Origin of the sequence: Micromonospora sp. DT201, assembly GCF_049841575.1 — a bacterium.
Taxonomy (GTDB): domain Bacteria; phylum Actinomycetota; class Actinomycetes; order Mycobacteriales; family Micromonosporaceae; genus Micromonospora.
In genome coordinates, this window is record NZ_JBNCKP010000013.1 from 10498 (window position 1) to 26548 (window position 16051).

16 protein-coding genes and 1 tRNA gene are annotated in these 16051 nt (G+C 72.2%); 13 read left to right on the plus strand and 4 right to left on the minus strand.

Going from position 1 to position 16051, the window contains the following annotated elements; translation table 11 throughout:
* Positions 1-42 precede the first annotated feature (42 nt).
* The 10 genes from fdh to ACLQ28_RS20545 all read left to right on the plus strand — a co-directional run bounded on the left by fdh (position 43) and on the right by ACLQ28_RS20545 (position 11241).
* Entirely contained in the window at positions 43-3315 is a 3273-nt protein-coding gene (fdh, locus tag ACLQ28_RS20500) for a formate dehydrogenase (RefSeq protein ID WP_425687885.1), read from the plus strand.
* Positions 3305-4234 carry a 4Fe-4S dicluster domain-containing protein gene (locus ACLQ28_RS20505; protein WP_425687886.1) on the plus strand — a complete coding sequence of 310 codons (930 nt, stop codon included), beginning with the start codon at positions 3305-3307 and terminating at the stop codon, positions 4232-4234. Before fdh ends, ACLQ28_RS20505 begins: the two co-directional genes overlap by 11 nt.
* Positions 4231-5340: an NrfD/PsrC family molybdoenzyme membrane anchor subunit gene (gene nrfD, locus ACLQ28_RS20510; protein WP_425687887.1), complete on the plus strand. Its 1110-nt coding sequence runs from the start codon at positions 4231-4233 to the stop codon at positions 5338-5340. Before ACLQ28_RS20505 ends, nrfD begins: the two co-directional genes overlap by 4 nt.
* 38 nt (positions 5341-5378) lie before the next feature.
* Positions 5379-5474: transfer RNA gene (locus ACLQ28_RS20515), tRNA-Sec, on the plus strand.
* Positions 5475-5496: 22 nt separating this feature from the next.
* Positions 5497-6801: an L-seryl-tRNA(Sec) selenium transferase gene (gene selA, locus ACLQ28_RS20520; RefSeq protein WP_425687888.1), complete on the plus strand. Its 1305-nt coding sequence runs from the start codon at positions 5497-5499 to the stop codon at positions 6799-6801.
* A 2-nt stretch (positions 6802-6803) separates the two neighbouring features.
* Complete coding sequence (selB, locus tag ACLQ28_RS20525) at positions 6804-8588, plus strand: selenocysteine-specific translation elongation factor (protein WP_425687889.1); 1785 nt, start codon at positions 6804-6806, stop codon at positions 8586-8588.
* A gap of 58 nt (positions 8589-8646) precedes the next feature.
* A complete protein-coding gene (locus ACLQ28_RS20530) occupies positions 8647-9396 on the plus strand; it encodes a hypothetical protein (RefSeq protein ID WP_425687890.1) in 750 nt (249 codons plus the stop codon).
* A 40-nt stretch (positions 9397-9436) separates the two neighbouring features.
* Positions 9437-9634 (plus strand): hypothetical protein, encoded by a 198-nt coding sequence (locus ACLQ28_RS20535; protein ID WP_030327722.1) that lies wholly within the window; start codon positions 9437-9439, stop codon positions 9632-9634.
* 73 nt (positions 9635-9707) lie between these two features.
* Positions 9708-10985, plus strand: coding sequence for a hemolysin family protein (locus ACLQ28_RS20540; RefSeq protein WP_425687891.1), 1278 nt, complete (start codon positions 9708-9710; stop codon positions 10983-10985).
* A 70-nt stretch (positions 10986-11055) separates the two neighbouring features.
* The gene (locus ACLQ28_RS20545) at positions 11056-11241 is read left to right on the plus strand and encodes a hypothetical protein (RefSeq protein ID WP_036410487.1); all 186 of its coding nucleotides are present in this window, start codon (positions 11056-11058) and stop codon (positions 11239-11241) included.
* 6 nt (positions 11242-11247) lie between these two features.
* Here ACLQ28_RS20545 and ACLQ28_RS20550 read toward each other — a convergent pair whose 3' ends face one another.
* Positions 11248-11898: a hypothetical protein gene (locus tag ACLQ28_RS20550; RefSeq protein WP_425687892.1), complete on the minus strand. Its 651-nt coding sequence runs from the start codon at positions 11896-11898 to the stop codon at positions 11248-11250.
* 134 nt (positions 11899-12032) lie between these two features.
* Between ACLQ28_RS20550 and ACLQ28_RS20555 the strand changes: the two genes are divergently transcribed.
* A complete protein-coding gene (locus ACLQ28_RS20555) occupies positions 12033-12236 on the plus strand; it encodes a hypothetical protein (protein ID WP_425687893.1) in 204 nt (67 codons plus the stop codon).
* On the opposite strand, the gene ACLQ28_RS20560 is transcribed toward ACLQ28_RS20555, so the two are convergent.
* The 3 genes from ACLQ28_RS20560 to ACLQ28_RS20570 form a co-directional block, all read right to left on the minus strand.
* Positions 12237-12713 carry a hypothetical protein gene (locus ACLQ28_RS20560; protein ID WP_425687894.1) on the minus strand — a complete coding sequence of 159 codons (477 nt, stop codon included), beginning with the start codon at positions 12711-12713 and terminating at the stop codon, positions 12237-12239.
* Positions 12710-12922, minus strand: a complete 213-nt coding sequence (locus ACLQ28_RS20565) for a phosphatidylethanolamine-binding protein (protein WP_425687895.1) — start codon at positions 12920-12922, stop codon at positions 12710-12712. The genes ACLQ28_RS20560 and ACLQ28_RS20565 overlap by 4 nt, the downstream gene beginning before the upstream one ends.
* Positions 12923-13011: 89 nt before the next feature.
* On the minus strand, positions 13012-13893 hold the full coding sequence (locus ACLQ28_RS20570) for a universal stress protein (RefSeq protein ID WP_425687896.1): 882 nt from the start codon (positions 13891-13893) through the stop codon (positions 13012-13014).
* Between the two features lie 117 nt (positions 13894-14010).
* Between ACLQ28_RS20570 and ACLQ28_RS20575 the strand changes: the two genes are divergently transcribed.
* Entirely contained in the window at positions 14011-14757 is a 747-nt protein-coding gene (locus tag ACLQ28_RS20575; protein ID WP_425687897.1) for an SAM-dependent methyltransferase, read from the plus strand.
* 71 nt (positions 14758-14828) lie between these two features.
* Complete coding sequence (locus ACLQ28_RS20580; protein WP_425687898.1) at positions 14829-16007, plus strand: PP2C family protein-serine/threonine phosphatase; 1179 nt, start codon at positions 14829-14831, stop codon at positions 16005-16007.
* The last annotated feature ends 44 nt before the right edge of the window (positions 16008-16051 follow it).

Below are 16051 nucleotides of genomic sequence, written 5' to 3' on the forward strand. Positions count from 1 at the left end.
CTATCTTCATGGGGTCGCTCGCGTGGGAGGGGGTGTCGGGGCATGGGGTTGCGTACCTTCATTGAGGGTTGGCCGGTCTATCGCCAGCTGACCGGCACCGATCCGCTCGGCAGGGGTGCCGCGGCGAAGTCCGCGGGATCCCGTGCGCTCACCGCCCGTACCGACACCGCCGACTCGGTGGCCCGGTCTGTCTGCCCGTACTGCGCCGTCGGCTGTGGTCAGCGGGTGTTCGTCAAGGACGGGCAGGTCAGTCAGATCGAGGGCGATCCGGACAGCCCGATCTCGCGGGGTCGGCTGTGCCCGAAGGGCTCGGCGAGCAAGAGCCTGGTGACCAGCCCGTTGCGGCAGACGAAGGTTCGCTACCGCCGGCCGTACTCGACGCAGTGGGAGGATTTGGAGCTCGACACCGCGCTCGACATGATCGCGGATCGGATGCTCGCGGCTCGCGAGCAGACCTGGGAGGACGTCGACGACGAGGGTCGGCCGCTCAACCGGACGTTGGGTTTCTCCAGTCTGGGTGGGGCGACGCTGGACAACGAGGAGAACTACCTCATCAAGAAGTTGTTCACCGCGATGGGGGCGCTCCAGATCGAGAACCAGGCCCGTATTTGACACTCCGCCACCGTCCCCGGTCTGGGGGCCAGCTTCGGTCGTGGCGGTGCGACGGATTTCCAGCAGGACATCGCCAACGCTGACGTCATCGTCATCCAGGGTTCGAACATGGCGGAGGCACACCCGGTGGGCTTCCAGTGGGTGATGGAGGCCAAGCGGCGCGGTGCCAAGGTGTTCCACGTCGACCCGCGGTTCACCCGGACCAGCGCGGTGGCTGACTCGTACCTGCCGATCCGGGCGGGCACGGACATCGCGTTGCTCGGTGGGGTGGTGCGTTACATCCTGGACAACGAGTTGGACTTCCGGGAGTACGTGCTGTCGTACACGAACGCGGCGACGATCGTCAGCGAAGAGTTCGTTGATACCGAGGACGGCGATGGCTTCTTCTCCGGGTTCGATCCGGAGACCGGCACCTACGTGCAGGACAGTTGGCAGTACGAGGGGCACGGGAGCTCGTCGGGCAGTGGGCACACCGCTCAGGAGCGGGACAGCGCAGCGGGGCTGGCGCACGAGTCGCACGGCGCGCAGGTGGGTGGGCAGACCCGGCGCGACGAGACGTTGCAGCATCCGCGTTGCGTGTACCAGATCCTCAAGCGGCACTTCTCCCGCTACACCCCGGAGATGGTCGAGCGGGTCTGTGGGATTCCGCAGGAGAAGTTCCTGGAGTTGGCGAGGGCCTGGACGGCGAACTCAGGTCGGGAACGCACCGGCATGTTGATCTATTCGGTGGGCTGGACGCAGCACAGTGTCGGTGTGCAGTACATCCGTACCGGGGCGATCATCCAGTTGTTGCTGGGCAACATGGGTAGGCCGGGTGGCGGGGTCATGGCGTTGCGCGGGCACGCCAGCATCCAGGGCTCGACGGATATCCCGACGTTGTTCAACCTGCTGCCCGGCTATCTGCCGATGCCGCATCACGCCGAGCACCCGAGCTTCGACGAATGGGTGGACAGCATTCGGCATCCGGGGCAGAAGGGGTTCTGGGGCAACGCGCGGTCGTTCGCGGCCAGTCTGTTGAAGGCGTACTGGGGTGACGCGGCGACACCGGAGAACGACTACTGCTACGGCTACCTACCCCGACTGACTGGTGATCATGGGACGTACCAGCAGGTGCTCGACATGATCGACGGGAAGATCAAGGGGTACTTCCTGTTGGGTCAGAACCCGGCGGTCGGGTCGGCGCACGGTCGGGCGCAGCGGCTGGGGATGGCCAATCTCGACTGGTTGGTGGTTCGGGACCTGTTCGAGATCGAGAGCGCCACGTTCTGGAAGAACGCGCCGGAGGTCGAGACCGGCGAGATCGTCACCGAGGAGTGTCGTACGGAGGTGTTCTTCCTGCCTGCGGCGTCGCATGTGGAGAAGGAGGGCACGTTCACCCAGACGCAGCGTTTGTTGCAGTGGCGGGAGAAGGCCGTCGAGCCGCCGGGCGACGCCCGCTCGGAGTTGTGGTTCTTCTACCACCTCGGCCGCATCATCCGGGAAAAGCTGGCCGGTTCGACGCTGCCGCGCGACCGGGCGTTGCTCGACCTCACCTGGGACTACCCCACGCACGGTCCGCACCTGGAGCCGAGCGCCGAGGCGGTGCTGCGTGAGATCAACGGGTACGACGTGGCGACCGGCCGCCCACTGTCCAGCTTTGCCGAGGCACGCGCGGACGGTTCCACGGCGATCGGTTGCTGGATCTACACGGGGGTGTACGCGGACGGGGTGAACCAGGCCGCTCGGCGCAAGTCCCGACACGAGCAGGACTGGGTGGCCGCCGAGTGGGGTTGGGCCTGGCCGGCGAACCGGCGCATCCTCTACAACCGTGCCTCCGCCGACCCGGACGGCAACCCGTGGAGTGAGCGCAAGCGCTACGTCTGGTGGGATGCGGAGAAGGCCGAGTGGACGGGCTACGACGTGCCGGACTTCGAGAAGACGAAACCGCCGTCGTACCGGCCGCCTCCTGGCGCGTCCGGAACGGAGGGCATCGCCGGCGACGATCCGTTCGTCATGCAGGGCGACGGCAAGGGCTGGCTGTACGCGCCAAGTGGTGTCCTGGACGGCCCGTTGCCGACGCACTACGAGCCGGTCGAGTCGCCGGTGCGTAACCCGTTCTACGGGCAGCAGGCCAACCCGACCCGCAAGATGTACGCGCATCCGGTGAACTCGGTGAACCCGAGCCCGCCGGAGGAGCACAGTCAGGTTTTCCCGTATGTGTTCACCGTCAGCCGGCTCACCGAGCATCACACCGCCGGTGGGATGAGCCGCACGGTGAGCCCCCTGGCCGAGCTGCAACCGGAGATGTTCGTCGAGGTGTCGCCGGAGTTGGCCACCGAGGCTGGTCTGACGCACCTGGGCTGGGCTCATCTGGTCACCGCACGGGCGGCGATCGAGGCGAAGGTGTTGGTGACGGATCGGCTCACTCCGTTGCGGGTCGACGGCCGGATCATCCACCAGGTGTGGTTGCCGTACCACTTTGGTTTCGAGGGTTTGGTGACCGGTGACTCGGCCAACGACCTGTTCGGGATCAGCCTCGACCCGAACGTCCTGATCCAGGAGAGCAAGGTCGGCACCTGCGACGTTCGCCCCGGCCGGCGCCCGAGAGGAGGCGACCTGCTCGACCTGGTCGCCGATTACCGGCGGCGCGCCGGGATCGCCCCGGGCCGGAACGCCCCGGCGGTCACCACCGACAGCTCGGGGGAGGAGCGCGGTGCTTCCTGACCCGAACAGCCTGTACGGGCCGCTCGATCCGGCGCCGGAGGCCGGATACGAGGATGCGCCACCTCGGATGGGGTTCTTCACCGACACCAGCGTCTGTATCGGCTGCAAGGCATGTGAGGTTGCCTGCAAGGAGTGGAACGGTGTTCCGGAGAGTGGGCTCGACCTGCTCGGGATGTCGTACGACAACACGGGCGCGTTGACCGCGAACTCGTGGCGGCACGTCGCGTTCGTCGAGCAACCCCGCCCGGCCGACGTGTTGGGTGAGCCGGTCGCCACCAGTGCGGGGCCGCAGTTCCTCGGGATGCCGGGGTCGCAGCCGCCGGGGCGGGGGTCCGGTGCGCAGGGTCGCACGGACTTCCGCTGGTTGATGATGTCCGACGTGTGCAAGCACTGCACCCATGCGGCCTGCCTGGACGTCTGCCCGACGGGTTCACTGTTCCGCACCGAGTTCGGCACGGTGGTGGTCCAGGAGGACATCTGCAACGGATGCGGGTACTGCATCTCCGCCTGCCCCTACGGCGTGATCGATCAACGAAAGGATGACGGCCGGGCGTGGAAGTGCACACTCTGCTACGACCGGTTGGGTGCGGGCATGACCCCGGCCTGTGCCCAGGCGTGTCCGACCGAGTCGATCCAGTACGGGCCGCTGGACGAGTTGCGGGAGCGGGCTGCCGCGCGGGTCGAGACGTTGCACGAGCGGGGGGTCCCCGAGGCGCGCCTGTACGGTCACGACCCGGCCGATGGTGTCGGTGGTGACGGCGCGTTCTTCCTGCTCCTCGACGAGCCCGAGGTGTACGGGTTGCCACCCGACCCGGTCGTGACCACCCGTGACCTGCCGGCCATGTGGAAACGCGCCGGCTTCGCCGCGCTGGCCATGGCGGCGGCGACCGTCGCCGCGTTCGTCGGAGGTTCCTCGTGAGTCCAGACCGTCCCCCGGTGGGTGAGCGCTTCCGTCGCTTCCGCGACCGGCTCACCGCCGAAGACCCCGTGAATGGCGCACCGACCGACCTGGCCGCACAGCAGCCCCGCAACCCGGGCCGCCGGGGTGGGCGTCGCGGCGGTGGCGAGGAGTTGCGGGTGCCGGAGGCGGCGTTCACGTCCTACTACGGTCGGCCCATCCTGAAGGCGCCGGTCTGGAAGTGGGACATCGCCGCGTACCTGTTCACCGGCGGGCTGGCCGCTGGCTCGTCGCTGCTCGCCGCGGGTGGGCAGCTCACCGGGCGTCCGGCGTTGCGTCGCGCCGGTCGGGTCACCGCGCTGGCAGCCGTCAGCGCCAGCGCGGTCTTCCTGGTAAAGGACCTGGGTAGGCCGGCGCGGTTCCATCACATGCTCCGGGTGGCCAAGCCGACCTCGCCGATGTCGATGGGCACCTGGATTCTCACCGTGTACGGGCCGGCTGCGGGCGTCGCGGCGATCGCCGAGGCCGCCGGTCGGCTGCCCCGCCACGGCCTGCTCGGCCTGGCCGGTCGGGCGTTGCCGTCGATCGGGCACACCGCCGGGCTGGTCGCCGCCGGCACCGCGCCCGCGCTGGCCACGTACACCGGGGTGTTGCTCGCTGACACGGCGGTGCCGTCCTGGCACGAGGCGTACCCCGAACTGCCCGTCATCTTCGCGGGCAGCGCGCTGGCCAGCGGTGCCGGCGTGGGTCTGCTCGCCGCGCCGCCGGCCCAGGCCGGGCCGGCCCGCCGGATGGCGGTGGCGGGCGCGGCCCTGGAGCTGTACGGCGCACATCGGGTGGAGACCCGTCTCGGCCTGCTCAGCGAGCCCTACCGGCTGGGCCGGCCCGGTCGGCTGCTGCGCGCCGGGCGGCTGCTCACCGTCGGCGGGGTCGCCGGTGCTCTGCTCGGCCGGCGCAGCCGGTTGGTCGGCGCGCTCTCCGGTGTCGCGCTGCTGGCCGCGTCGGTGGCGACCCGGTTCGGCATCTTCTACGGCGGCGTCGCCTCCGCCCGCGACCCGCAGTACACGGTGGTGCCGCAACGCGAGCGGGTGAATGCGCGGCGGACCGGGGGCGGATCTGGCGGCTGACTGAGCGGCCACACCGCCGTTGTGATCGAATGTCCGACGGAGGCGTTCAGGAGGCTGGTGCCCCTCCCGGTCTTCAAAACCGGAGTGGTCCGGGACCCGGGCCAGGCGGGTTCGATTCCCGTCCGTCTCCGCCAAACGGCTGCAGGAGATGACGCGATGGGCGACGGCCCGGTGGACCCGCGACGCCGCGTGCCCCGCACCGACAGGCTGCTCGCCGACCCGCTGCTGGCCGCGGCCACCGCGACGCTGGGCCGCGACCAGGTCAAGGCGGTCGTCACCCGGGCGCAGGACCGGGCCCGCCGCGGCGAGATCAACCCCGACGAGGTACGCGACGCAGCGGTCGCGGCGTTGCCGACGTCCGGCCCTCGCGTGGTGCTCAACGCCACCGGCGTCGTGCTGCACACCAATCTGGGCCGGGCGCCCCTGTCGCCTGCCGCGGTCGCCGCAGTGGTGGCCGCCGCCGGGCACACCGACGTCGAACTGGACCTGACCACCGGCCGGCGTGCCCGGCGAGGCCGCGGCGCACTCGACGCGCTGGCCGCCGCCGTGCCCGACGCGGGCGCCGTGCACGTGGTCAACAACGGCGCCGCCGCGCTGGTGCTGGCCGCCACCGCGTTGGCCGCCGGTCGGGAGATCGTGGTCAGCCGAGGCGAACTCGTCGAGATCGGCGACGGCTTCCGCCTGCCCGACCTGCTGGAGAGCACGGGTGCCCGCCTGCGGGAGGTGGGCACCACCAACCGCACCACCCTCGCGGACTACGCCGCAGCCCTCGGCCCGCAGACCGGCTTCGTGCTCAAGGTGCACCCGTCGAACTTTCAGATCACCGGGTTCACCTCCGCCACTCCAGTACGCCAACTGGCCACCCTCGGCGTGCCGGTGGTCGCCGACATCGGCTCCGGCCTGCTCTCCGCAGATCCGCTGCTGCCCGACGAACCGGACGCCGCCAGCACCCTCCGCGCCGGCGCCGCACTGGTGACCGCCAGCGGCGACAAACTGCTCGGCGGCCCGCAGGCGGGTCTGCTGCTCGGTGCCGCGGACCTGGTCGACCGGCTGCGCCGCCACCCGCTGGCCCGGGCGCTGCGCGTGGACAAGCTCACCCTGGCCGCGCTGGCCGCCACCCTGCACCAACCGGACACACCAACCCGGGCGGCCCTGCACGCCGAGTCGGGTGCCCTGCGCCAGCGCGTGGAGCGGCTGCGCGACCGGCTCGGTGTGGACGGCCGCAAGGCGGAGGTGGTGCCGGCCGTCGCGGTGGTCGGCGGCGGCGGCGCTCCCGGGGTGGAACTGGACTCGTGGGCGCTGAGCCTGCCCGAGCGGTACGCGGCCCCGCTGCGCACCGGCGACCAACCGGTCCTGGGCCGGGTGGTGCGGGGCCGCCTCCTGCTCGACCTGCGCTGTGTGCCCGCCGACGCCGACGAGGCCGTCCGAGTGGCCGTGCTGCGCGTACCCGGGGACGACTGAAAATGTTCGTCGTCGCCACCGCCGGGCACGTCGACCACGGCAAGTCGACACTGGTCCGGGCGTTGACCGGGATGGAGCCCGACCGGTGGGCCGAGGAACGCCGCCGGGGGATGACCATCGACCTGGGCTTCGCCTGGACGACGCTGCCGTCCGGCGGCACCGTCGCGTTCGTCGACGTGCCCGGGCATGAGCGGTTCGTGCCGAACATGCTCGCCGGGGTCGGCCCGGTGCCCGCGGCGTTGATCGTGGTGGCCGCCGACGAGGGGTGGATGCCGCAGTCCGCCGAGCACCTGGCCGCGCTCGACGCGCTCGGTGTCGCGTACGGCCTGCTGGTGGTGACCCGCGCGGACCTGGCCGACCCGGGACCGGCGACGGCCCACGCCCGCGCCGAGATCGCCGCGACCAGCCTCGGCGCGGTGGAAGCGGTGGCGGTCAGCGGCCTGACCGGTGCCGGTCTGCTGGAGCTGCGTGCCGCCCTGGACCGGCTCGCCGCCCGACTGCCGGCCCCCACGGTGGACGACCCGGTCCGGCTCTGGGTCGACCGCAGCTTCACCGTGCGGGGCAGTGGCACCGTCGTCACCGGCACCCTCGGCGCCGGTCGCCTTCGGGTGGGTGACGAGCTGGAGTTGGCCGGTCACGACGAACCGGTCCGGGTCCGCGGCCTGCACGCACTCGGCGAGGCCCGACCGGAGGCCACGGCGGTGGCCCGGGTGGCGGTCAACCTGCGCGGTACGCCCCGCGACCGGCTCGGCCGCGGCGACGCGCTGCTCACTGCGGGCCGGTTCCACCACACCGACCTCGTCGACGTTCGGCTCACCGGGGACCCGGCCGCTGACCTGCCGGCCACCCTCACCCTGCACGTCGGGTCGGCGGCGGTGCCGGTACGGGTTCGCCCGCTCGGCCCGGACACTGTGCGGCTGCGGTTGGCCCGTCCGCTGCCGCTGCTGGTCGGTGACCGGGCTCTGCTGCGCGACCCGGGCCGGCATCACGTGGCCGGCGGGGTGCGGGTGCTGGACGTGGCACCGCCACCGCTGACCCGCCGGGGCGCCGCCGCCGCCCGCGCGCAGGTCCTCGCCGAGCTGGACGGTCGACCAGACCTGGCCGGTGAGCTGCGCCGCCGCCGGCTGGTCCAGGCCGGTGCGCTGATCCGGATGGGCGTGCCGGTGCACACCGAATCGGGGGCCGGTGCGGTGAAGGCCGGCGCGGTGGTGGCCGGTGACTGGTTGGCCGACCCCGCGCATTGGCAGCGGCTCGGCGACCAGCTGACCGAGGAGGTCGCCCGCTACACCCGGGAGCACCCGTTGGAGCCCGGGATGCCGGTGGACGCGCTGCGTCAGCGCCTCGCCCTGCCCGACCGGATCCTGGTCGAGGCGCTGGTCCGGCCGCCGCTGCGGATCCATGCCGGGCGGGTCGGTGCGGCGGGCGCCGACGCGCTGCCCGAGCCGGTCGCCCGGGCCGTGCAGCGGGTCCGCGCCGAGTACGGTGACCGGCCGTTCCGCGCCCCCGAGGCCGACCACCTCGTCGACCTCGGGCTGGGCCCCCGGGAGATCGGAGCCGCGGTGCGCGCCGGCGCCCTGCTGCGGCTGGCGGACAACGTGGTGCTGCTGCCCGACGCGCTCGACGACGCGGTCCGGGTGTTGGCCGGGCTGCCGCAACCGTTCACCCTCTCCGCGGCCCGGCAGGCGTTGGACACCACCCGCCGGGTGGCGGTGCCACTGCTGGAGCTGCTGGACCGTCGAGGCGCGACCCGGCGACTGCCCGACGACGCCCGGGTCGTCGTCACCTGAGCGCCAGCCCGGCGGTTCGGGGCTGACAGGGCGGCCGCCGGGGTGCGACCGTAACGGGGTGCTCGAGGCGTCCCCCACCCCGTCGCGGCCGTTCGGCGGCCGGTGGCGGGTCGTCGTCCCGGTGGCGCTGCGCTGGGGGCTGCCGCTGCTCTGGGTGCTGTGGGTGCCGCTGGCCTGGTGGGTGGAGCCCCGCGAGTCGACCGAGGCCCAGCTCGACCGCGATCTCGCGACCGGCCAGGTGGTGGCCTTCCAGCGGGCGTCCGGCTGGGCCGACGGCGGCGCGTACTGGGGGAGCCGGCCTCGGCCGCAGTATGCGACGAACGGCGGGATGCTGGCCTGGACCGTGCCGAACGGCCAGATCCGGTACACCTTCGGTGCACCGCCCGCCTCGGACTCGTACCTCGCCGAGCCAGACGCGTCGGCGGGCACCTGGCCGAGCTGGCGGGACACCCAGCTCGCCGCCATTTCTGCCACCGGGCCCGCGGACAGCGGCCCCGGCCCGCGGATCGGGAACGCCGCGGCGCTGCTCGCTGGCGCGCTGACCGTGCTCTGGCTGGGCCGGTTGATCGGCGGTGCGCCGCCGCTGGTCGGCACCCGGTGGTTCTGGTTCTGGGTCGGTTTCCTGCCGTTCGGGGTGGGTGTGCTGGCCTGGACCTACCGGGAGCTGTGGAGACCACCGCCGGTGCCGGTGCCCGACCGTGGCTCGGGGTGGCGTGGGTTCGGCTGGCTGATCCTCGCCGCAGTCGGGATCAGCCTGGTGGTGTCCGTTGCCCGCATCGTGTTCGGGACGACGGTGGTGCCGGGCTAACCCGCCCCCGGGGTCGGCGGCGGTCACCTACCGTGACGCCATGGACCCTTCGGCGGTCTGGCGGGACCGGCAGCACCGGTGGCGGATCGAGGCGTACCGCGCCCCCGACCTGCGCTTCGCCATCTACGCCACCAACGGCCCCACCGAATCGGTGCCGCTCTGGCTGTTCGGTATGTCGGCGCTGGCCCGCTGGTTGATGACCCACGCCATCTCGCTGGACGACCTGGAGGTCGACTGAGCGGGGCCGGAAACGGACCCGGAGCCGGCCGCGCTGCGGTTGAGTGACCTGAGGCGGCGGACGGGGGTGCGCGATGGGCGGTCAGCTCGGGCAGTTGGCGCTGGTGGCCGTGCTGGTCCTTGTCAACGCCGCGCTCTCCGGCAGTGAGATGGCACTTGTGACGTTGCGCGAGGGGCAGCTGCGGCGGCTGGGCCGACGGACCCGCGCCGGTGACCGGTTGGTGCGGCTGTCCCGCGATCCGAACCGCTACCTGGCCACGATTCAGCTCGGCATCACCCTGGCCGGGTTCCTCGCCTCGGCGGCAGCCGCGGTGTCGCTGGCCGGGCCGCTGGTCGGGCCGCTGGGCTTCCTCGGGGGCTTGGCCCGCCCCGCCGCGGTGCTGGTGGTGACCGTGCTGCTGACGTTCGTCACGCTGGTGCTCGGAGAGTTGGCCCCGAAGCGGCTGGCCATGCAGCGGGCAGAGCGCTGGGCGCTGCTGAGCGCCGGCCCGCTGGACCTGCTCGCCCGCGTGTCCCGACCGGCGGTGTGGCTGCTCAGCCGGGCCACCGACGCGGTCGTCCGGCTGGCCGGCGGTGACCCGCGAGCCAACCGTGAGGAGATGACCGAGGAGGAGCTGCGGGAGATGCTGGCCAGCCAGCGCGGCCTGTCGGCCCAACAGCGGGAGATCCTGACCGGCGCGTTCGACATCGCCGGTCGGACGTTGCGGGAGATCCTGGTGGCCCGGCGGGAGGTGACGACACTGGCTTCCGGTCTGACGGCCGATGAGGGGGTTCGTCAGCTCGCCGCCGCCGGGCGGTCCCGCGCTCCCGTCACCGGCCCGGGTGGCCTGGACGAGGTGCTCGGGGTGGTGCACATCCGCGATCTGGTGCAGGCCGGCACCGCCTTGGTGGGCGAACGGGTCCGTTCGCCGTTGTTGCTGCCGGTCACCCTGCCCGTCGCCGACGCGTTGCGTCAGCTCCGTCAGGAGCATCAGCAACTCGCCCTGGTGGTCGACGAGCACGGCGGCATCGACGGCATGGTCACCATGGAGGATCTGCTGGCCGAGGTGGTCGGCGAGTTGTACGACGAGACCGACCGCGACGTGCACGGGGTGATCCGGGAAGCGGACGGGTCCCTGCTGGTGCCCGGTGATTTTCCGCTGCACGACCTGCCCGACCTGGGGGTGCGGTTGAGCTTTCCGTTGTCACGGGACTACACCACGGTGGCGGGGCTGGTGCTGGCCCGGCTACGGCACCTGCCGAGTGAACCGGGGGAGACGGTGCGGCTGCCCGGGTTGACCCTGGAGGTGGTGGAGGTCGGTGACCGGGCGGTGCGTCGGGTGCGGCTGCGGGGTTTCGCCGCCAACCGCTGACCACCCCCAAAGAGGGATATTAGGGTCAAATTACTCCTTGCGTGGATGTGGCCCACCTAGCGTGCGACACGTGAAGGACCGAGGATTGCGTACGTTCGTCACGGTGCTCGCCGGCCTCGCGGTGATCTATTTCGGCAGCGCCGGCCGCAGCCCCGAGGAGGGCCGAGGCATCTCCGGCGGGGTGGTGGTCCTGGCGTTGCTCGCCGCATTGCTGGTGTGGCACCTGACCCGGCCGGGCGACAAGACGGTGAAGTAGACCGCCTCACCGGGCGGCGACGCGGGTGACCTCGCCGGCGGACTCCTCGCCGAGCGCCACGCGCACCAGCGCTGAGGCGAGCCGGCCGAAGTCCGGCTCGTCGACGAGGCCGGCCAACCGGTCCGGAGAGCCCGGCAGGCCCAGTCGCTTCGCCCCGGCCAGGGCCCGACGGTCGGCGTACGGGCGCAGATCCGACCAGACCGTCTGAGCTTCGCGCAGGTAGATGTCCGCCCCGGTGGGGCCGATGCCGGGGAACTCGGTGAGCCGCCGCCGCAGACCAGCGGGGTCGCCCTGGGCGTCGCGGTGCAGCCGTCGCAGGTCACCGTGCCAGCGGTCCAGGCACAGCCGGGCACCGGTGCCGAGCATGGTGGCGGTCCGCTCGTCGTAGCGGCGGTAGTGGGCCCGGCCCAGCGCGTCGACGCGTTCCTGCCAACTGGCCGCCTCCATCGCCTGCGGCGTGCGGTAGCCCGCGGCGAACAACTCCCGTGCGGCGTCCACCGCCAGACACGCCCGGATCCGGGTGCTCAGCAGGGTGGCCAGCACCAACAACTGGTAGAGCGGACCGGGGCGGTTGGAGAGCCGGATACCGGCCTCTTCCGCGTACGTGCGGCCACGCCGGTCCAGGAGGACTCGCACCACTGTTCGATCGTTGCCCACCCGGACGGGTTACCCGATCCGGAACCCGCTAGCCGTTCCCCCGGTGACCGGGGCCGGAATGCCGCCGGAGCGGGCGGGTATGCCGAGGCGTGGAGGCGGTCGATGCCGCCTGCCGTACCGGAGGGAGACACCCCGTGACGAACCCGCAACAGCAGGAGCTTCGCCGCAACGCGCTGGGCGCAACCAGTCAGGACAACAAGGGCCCCGCCCCGGGTGGGCACCCGGCCAACCGTGGCACGTCGCGCGGCGACGACGGTCGACCGGTGCCCAAGGGGCAGGTGTCGCCGTACGGGCCGGCCGGTGAGCCGGTGGCCGACGACGACAGCGACAACCGCTAACTAGTGACCGCGACCTGACGGCCGCCGTAACCTGTTCCAGGTTGCGGCGGCCGTCAGTCCGTATGCCAGGTGCGGGATGATGTCGGAGATCCAGTCGGAGCGCCGCCAGGTGCGCGGGTCACTGATTCCGAGCGCGGTGATGGACCCGTCGGTCATGGTCATGACGCCGGCGCCGAGCAGGCCGGTGGCCATCGGCAACGGTTGGCGCCGACCACCCGCGTACAGCGCGAACGCGACGCCCGCGGCGATGCCGAGCCCGTAGCCGATCAGGGGCCCGAGGCCCGAGCGGCGGTTGGCCGCCTGGTCCCCGGACCCCAGGTCCACGTGCGCGATCCCGGCCAGCCGGTCGACGGTCTCCTGCGGGACGTTGCTCTCCGGCCGCCCCCGTAGCGCTATGTCGAGGTAGCTGACCACGTTCAGCGCGGTGCTGCCGACGGCGCCCGCGATGGCGCCGTCGGCCACGTCGACCTTCCTCACTTCGGGTCGCCCGGTTCACGCTCGCTCTTCGGGCCGTAGGTGCGTTCGCCGCGCACCACGCCCCGTTGGCCGCGATCCTCCTGGAGGATCTTGTTGGCGACCTGGTTGGCCTTGCCGTCGGGCACCCGGCGTCCGGAGTCGTCGATCGCATTGCGCAACCGCGCCCGCTGCTTGTCGTAGGCGTTACTGCCCGGCCGTGGTCCTGCCATCTGGAGCCTCCTTCGTCGCCATGGGCGTACCGCGGCCGTCTACCCGTCTGGTGGCGGGCCAACCTCGGGTCCTACCGGTGCGCCGGGTCCTACCGGGGCTCGTGGACCACAGCGACAGGGCACTGCGCATGGTGCAGCATCGACTGGCTCACCGACCCCAGCAGTAACCCGGTCACCTCGCCGCGCCCCTGCCCACCCACCACCACCAGTTGGGCGCAGCGGGACGCCTCGGCGAGCACGGCGCCGGTGCGGCCGCGTACCGCCCGGCAGGTCAGCCGCAGCTCCCGGTGGTCCTCGGTCAGCCCGGTCAGCCACCCGGCGAGCGCCCGCTCCTGCTCGCCGTGCAGCTTCGCCTCGTCGTACACCAGGGGTTGCATGTCGCCTGGGCCGTTGCTGCCCGGGTGTCGGTAGGCGTGCACCGCGACCAGTGGCACGCCGCGCGACACGGCGGTCTCGGCGGCGAAGTCGGCCGCCAGTCGGGAGGCCGGCGAACCGTCCACCGCGACCAGCACCGGCTCGTCGGGTCGTTGCGCGCCGCGCGCCACCAGCACCGGACAGTCGGCGTACGCGGCGACCTGCACCGCGACCGAGCCGACCACCAGCGCGGAGAAGCCACCCAACCCGCGGTCGCCGAGCACGATGAGCGCGGCGGTGGGGGACTCGCCCACCAGCACCGCGGCGGCCTCACCGTCGATGATCTCGCCGGAGATCGACAGCCCGGGTACGGTCGCCTCGGCCTCGGCCACCGCGGCCTGGACCAGTTCCTCGGCCCGATGGCGCAACCCGCCGCCGGGCGGCGCGTTCGGGGCGGGGGAGACTGGCACGTGCAGCAGCGGCCAGCTGAACCCGTGTACGACACGTAGTGGCCGATGGCGACGCGCTGCCTCCGTGGCGGCGAGGCGTACGGCGCGCAGCGCCGGCTCCGAGCCGTCCACGCCGACCACCACTGCCGCGCTGTTCGCCGAGTTCACCGCCCACCTCCCGCCCGGGGCCAGTATCACGGGAGCGAACGCCTCCGCGCCGCGATACCGCTGAGCGCGTCGGGGTCGGTACGCTGGCGACGACCGGTCGGGGAGGGAGCATTGTCGATGGGTGAACCGGAGCAGCCGAGCACCGCACGCATGATCGACTTTTGGCTCGGCGGGGAGCACCACTTCCCGGTCGACGTGGCCGGTGCGAACGCGTTCGAGCAGGCGTACGGGCCGTGCGGGCCGGTTTTCCGGGAGTTGCGGGCGTTCCTGGGTCGGGCGGTGCAGGCCATGGTCGCCCACGGCGTGGACGGTTTTCTGGTGTTCGGTGCCGGGGTGCCGACGATGGGCAACGTGCACGAGGTCGCGACCGAGGCGACCGTGCTCTACACCGACGTCGATCCGGTCACCATCCGGCTGGGGCAGAGCATCCTCGCTGGCAGCGACCGGGCCGGCTACGGCTTCGGTGACGCGACCGACATCGGCACGATCGACCCGGCGCAGCTGCACCGATTCGTTCCGGGTTGGGGCCGCAGGCCGGTCGGCGTGGTCTTCCTCGGGCTCGCCGCGTTCCTCGACGACGCTTCGCTGACCCGCACGCTCGACGAGTTGTACGCCGCTGCGGCGCCGGGCAGCCTGCTCGCCGTGGACTTCGACACCGAGGAGCTGGTGGGTCATCCGCAGGCGCTGGCGATGTTGGGGCCGCAGTTCCGGATGCGCTCACCGGCGACGTTCGCGCCGCTGCTGGGTCGGTGGGCGCCGACGGGGGACGGAATCGTCCCGATCGCCCAGTGGCGGCCGGAGGGTCCGCCGGCGCAGGTGCCCGATGCGTTCCATGGTGTGCTGGCGACTCGCGGAGGCGACTGACCGGGCGGATTCGCCGTCCGGGGTCGTCCGTATGATGCTTGCCCTGTAGCAAGCTTCTGGAGAGGACGACCATGGTGGACCCGCCGGACGTGGTGTCGCGCGCGCTGCGCGAGGCCCCGCCCGACCAGTTGGCGGAAGCGGCCGACCAGGCGATCCGGTCGACGCTGGGTGCGCTGCGCACCGACGTGTTCGTCGCCGACTACCGGATCAGCGGGCTCTGGCCGGTGCTGGATCCGGACCTGCCGGCGGCCGGGTTCCTGGCCTGTCACACCGTGGCGCAGCGGTGCTTCAGCAGCCAGCAGCCGGTGCGCGACGGCGTCGGTGACGGTCCCTGCCGGCTCTACCTGCCGTTGACGGTGTGGGGGGAGCGGCTGGGCGTGCTGCTGATCGAGCTTCCCGCCGTCCCGGGTCCGAGCGTCACCGGCCAGGCGGCCGACATCGCCGGTGCTCTCGCGGTGGCGATGCGCGCGGCGGACCGGGAGACCGACCGTTACCGGCGGGCCCGTCGCCGTGAGCGACTGACGATGGCCGCTGAGATGCAGTGGGACCTGCTACCCGGTCGCGGTGTGGCGCACCACGCGTTCGATCTGGCCGGCCAGCTCGAACCGGCGTACACCGTGGGTGGGGACCACTTCGACTGGTCTCTGGACGGCGACTGTCTCACCGTGACGGTGCTCAACGGTGAGGGCAGTGGCTTGCCCGCGTCGATGCTGACGGCTGTCACGGTGAACGCGATGCGCAACGCGCGCCGCTCGGGTGGCGGCCTGGTCGAGCAGGCCGAGCTTGCCTCGGACACGGTCTTCTACCAGCACCGGGGCCGCCGGTACGTGGCTACCCTGCTGCTCGAAGTGGACACGCGCACCGGCCGGGTGCGGGCGGTCGACGCGGGCTCCCCGCACCTGCTGCGGATGCGTGGGGCCGTGGTGGAGCCGATAAAGCTGGATCAGCAGTTGCCGCTGGGCATGTTCGCGGAGACCCGCTACGAGCTACAGGAGTTGCAACTCGTGCCGGGTGACCGTCTCTTCGTGGTCAGTGACGGGGTGTGGGCCGCCGAGCCGCCGGGCCAGGAGCCGTACGGGCAACGGGTGATGGCCCGTTCCCTGCGCGCCACACGGTTGCAGCCGGCGGCCGAGGCGGTTGGTACGGTGATGCGCGAACTGCACGCCTACCACGCGGACTCCGATCTGCGCGACGACGCCGTCGTGGTCTGTTTGGACTGGCATGGTCCGCGTGAGCGGGGCAGCGGGTGAGGATCACCGCCGCTCCGTCGGGCCGGCACCAGCGCGACGACGGC

Bases quoted from the DNA above. Each gene is read 5' to 3' on its own strand.
- ACLQ28_RS20565 (WP_425687895.1), bottom strand. From the start codon at position 12,922: ATGGCAGGACCACGGCCGGGCAGTAACGCCTACGACAAGCAGCGGGCG.
- selB (WP_425687889.1), top strand. From the start codon at position 6,804: ATGTTCGTCGTCGCCACCGCCGGGCACGTCGACCACGGCAAGTCGACA.
- selA (WP_425687888.1), top strand. From the start codon at position 5,497: ATGGGCGACGGCCCGGTGGACCCGCGACGCCGCGTGCCCCGCACCGAC.
- ACLQ28_RS20535 (WP_030327722.1), top strand. From the start codon at position 9,437: ATGGACCCTTCGGCGGTCTGGCGGGACCGGCAGCACCGGTGGCGGATC.
- ACLQ28_RS20540 (WP_425687891.1), top strand. From the start codon at position 9,708: ATGGGCGGTCAGCTCGGGCAGTTGGCGCTGGTGGCCGTGCTGGTCCTT.
- ACLQ28_RS20575 (WP_425687897.1), top strand. From the start codon at position 14,011: ATGGGTGAACCGGAGCAGCCGAGCACCGCACGCATGATCGACTTTTGG.
- ACLQ28_RS20580 (WP_425687898.1), top strand. From the start codon at position 14,829: ATGGTGGACCCGCCGGACGTGGTGTCGCGCGCGCTGCGCGAGGCCCCG.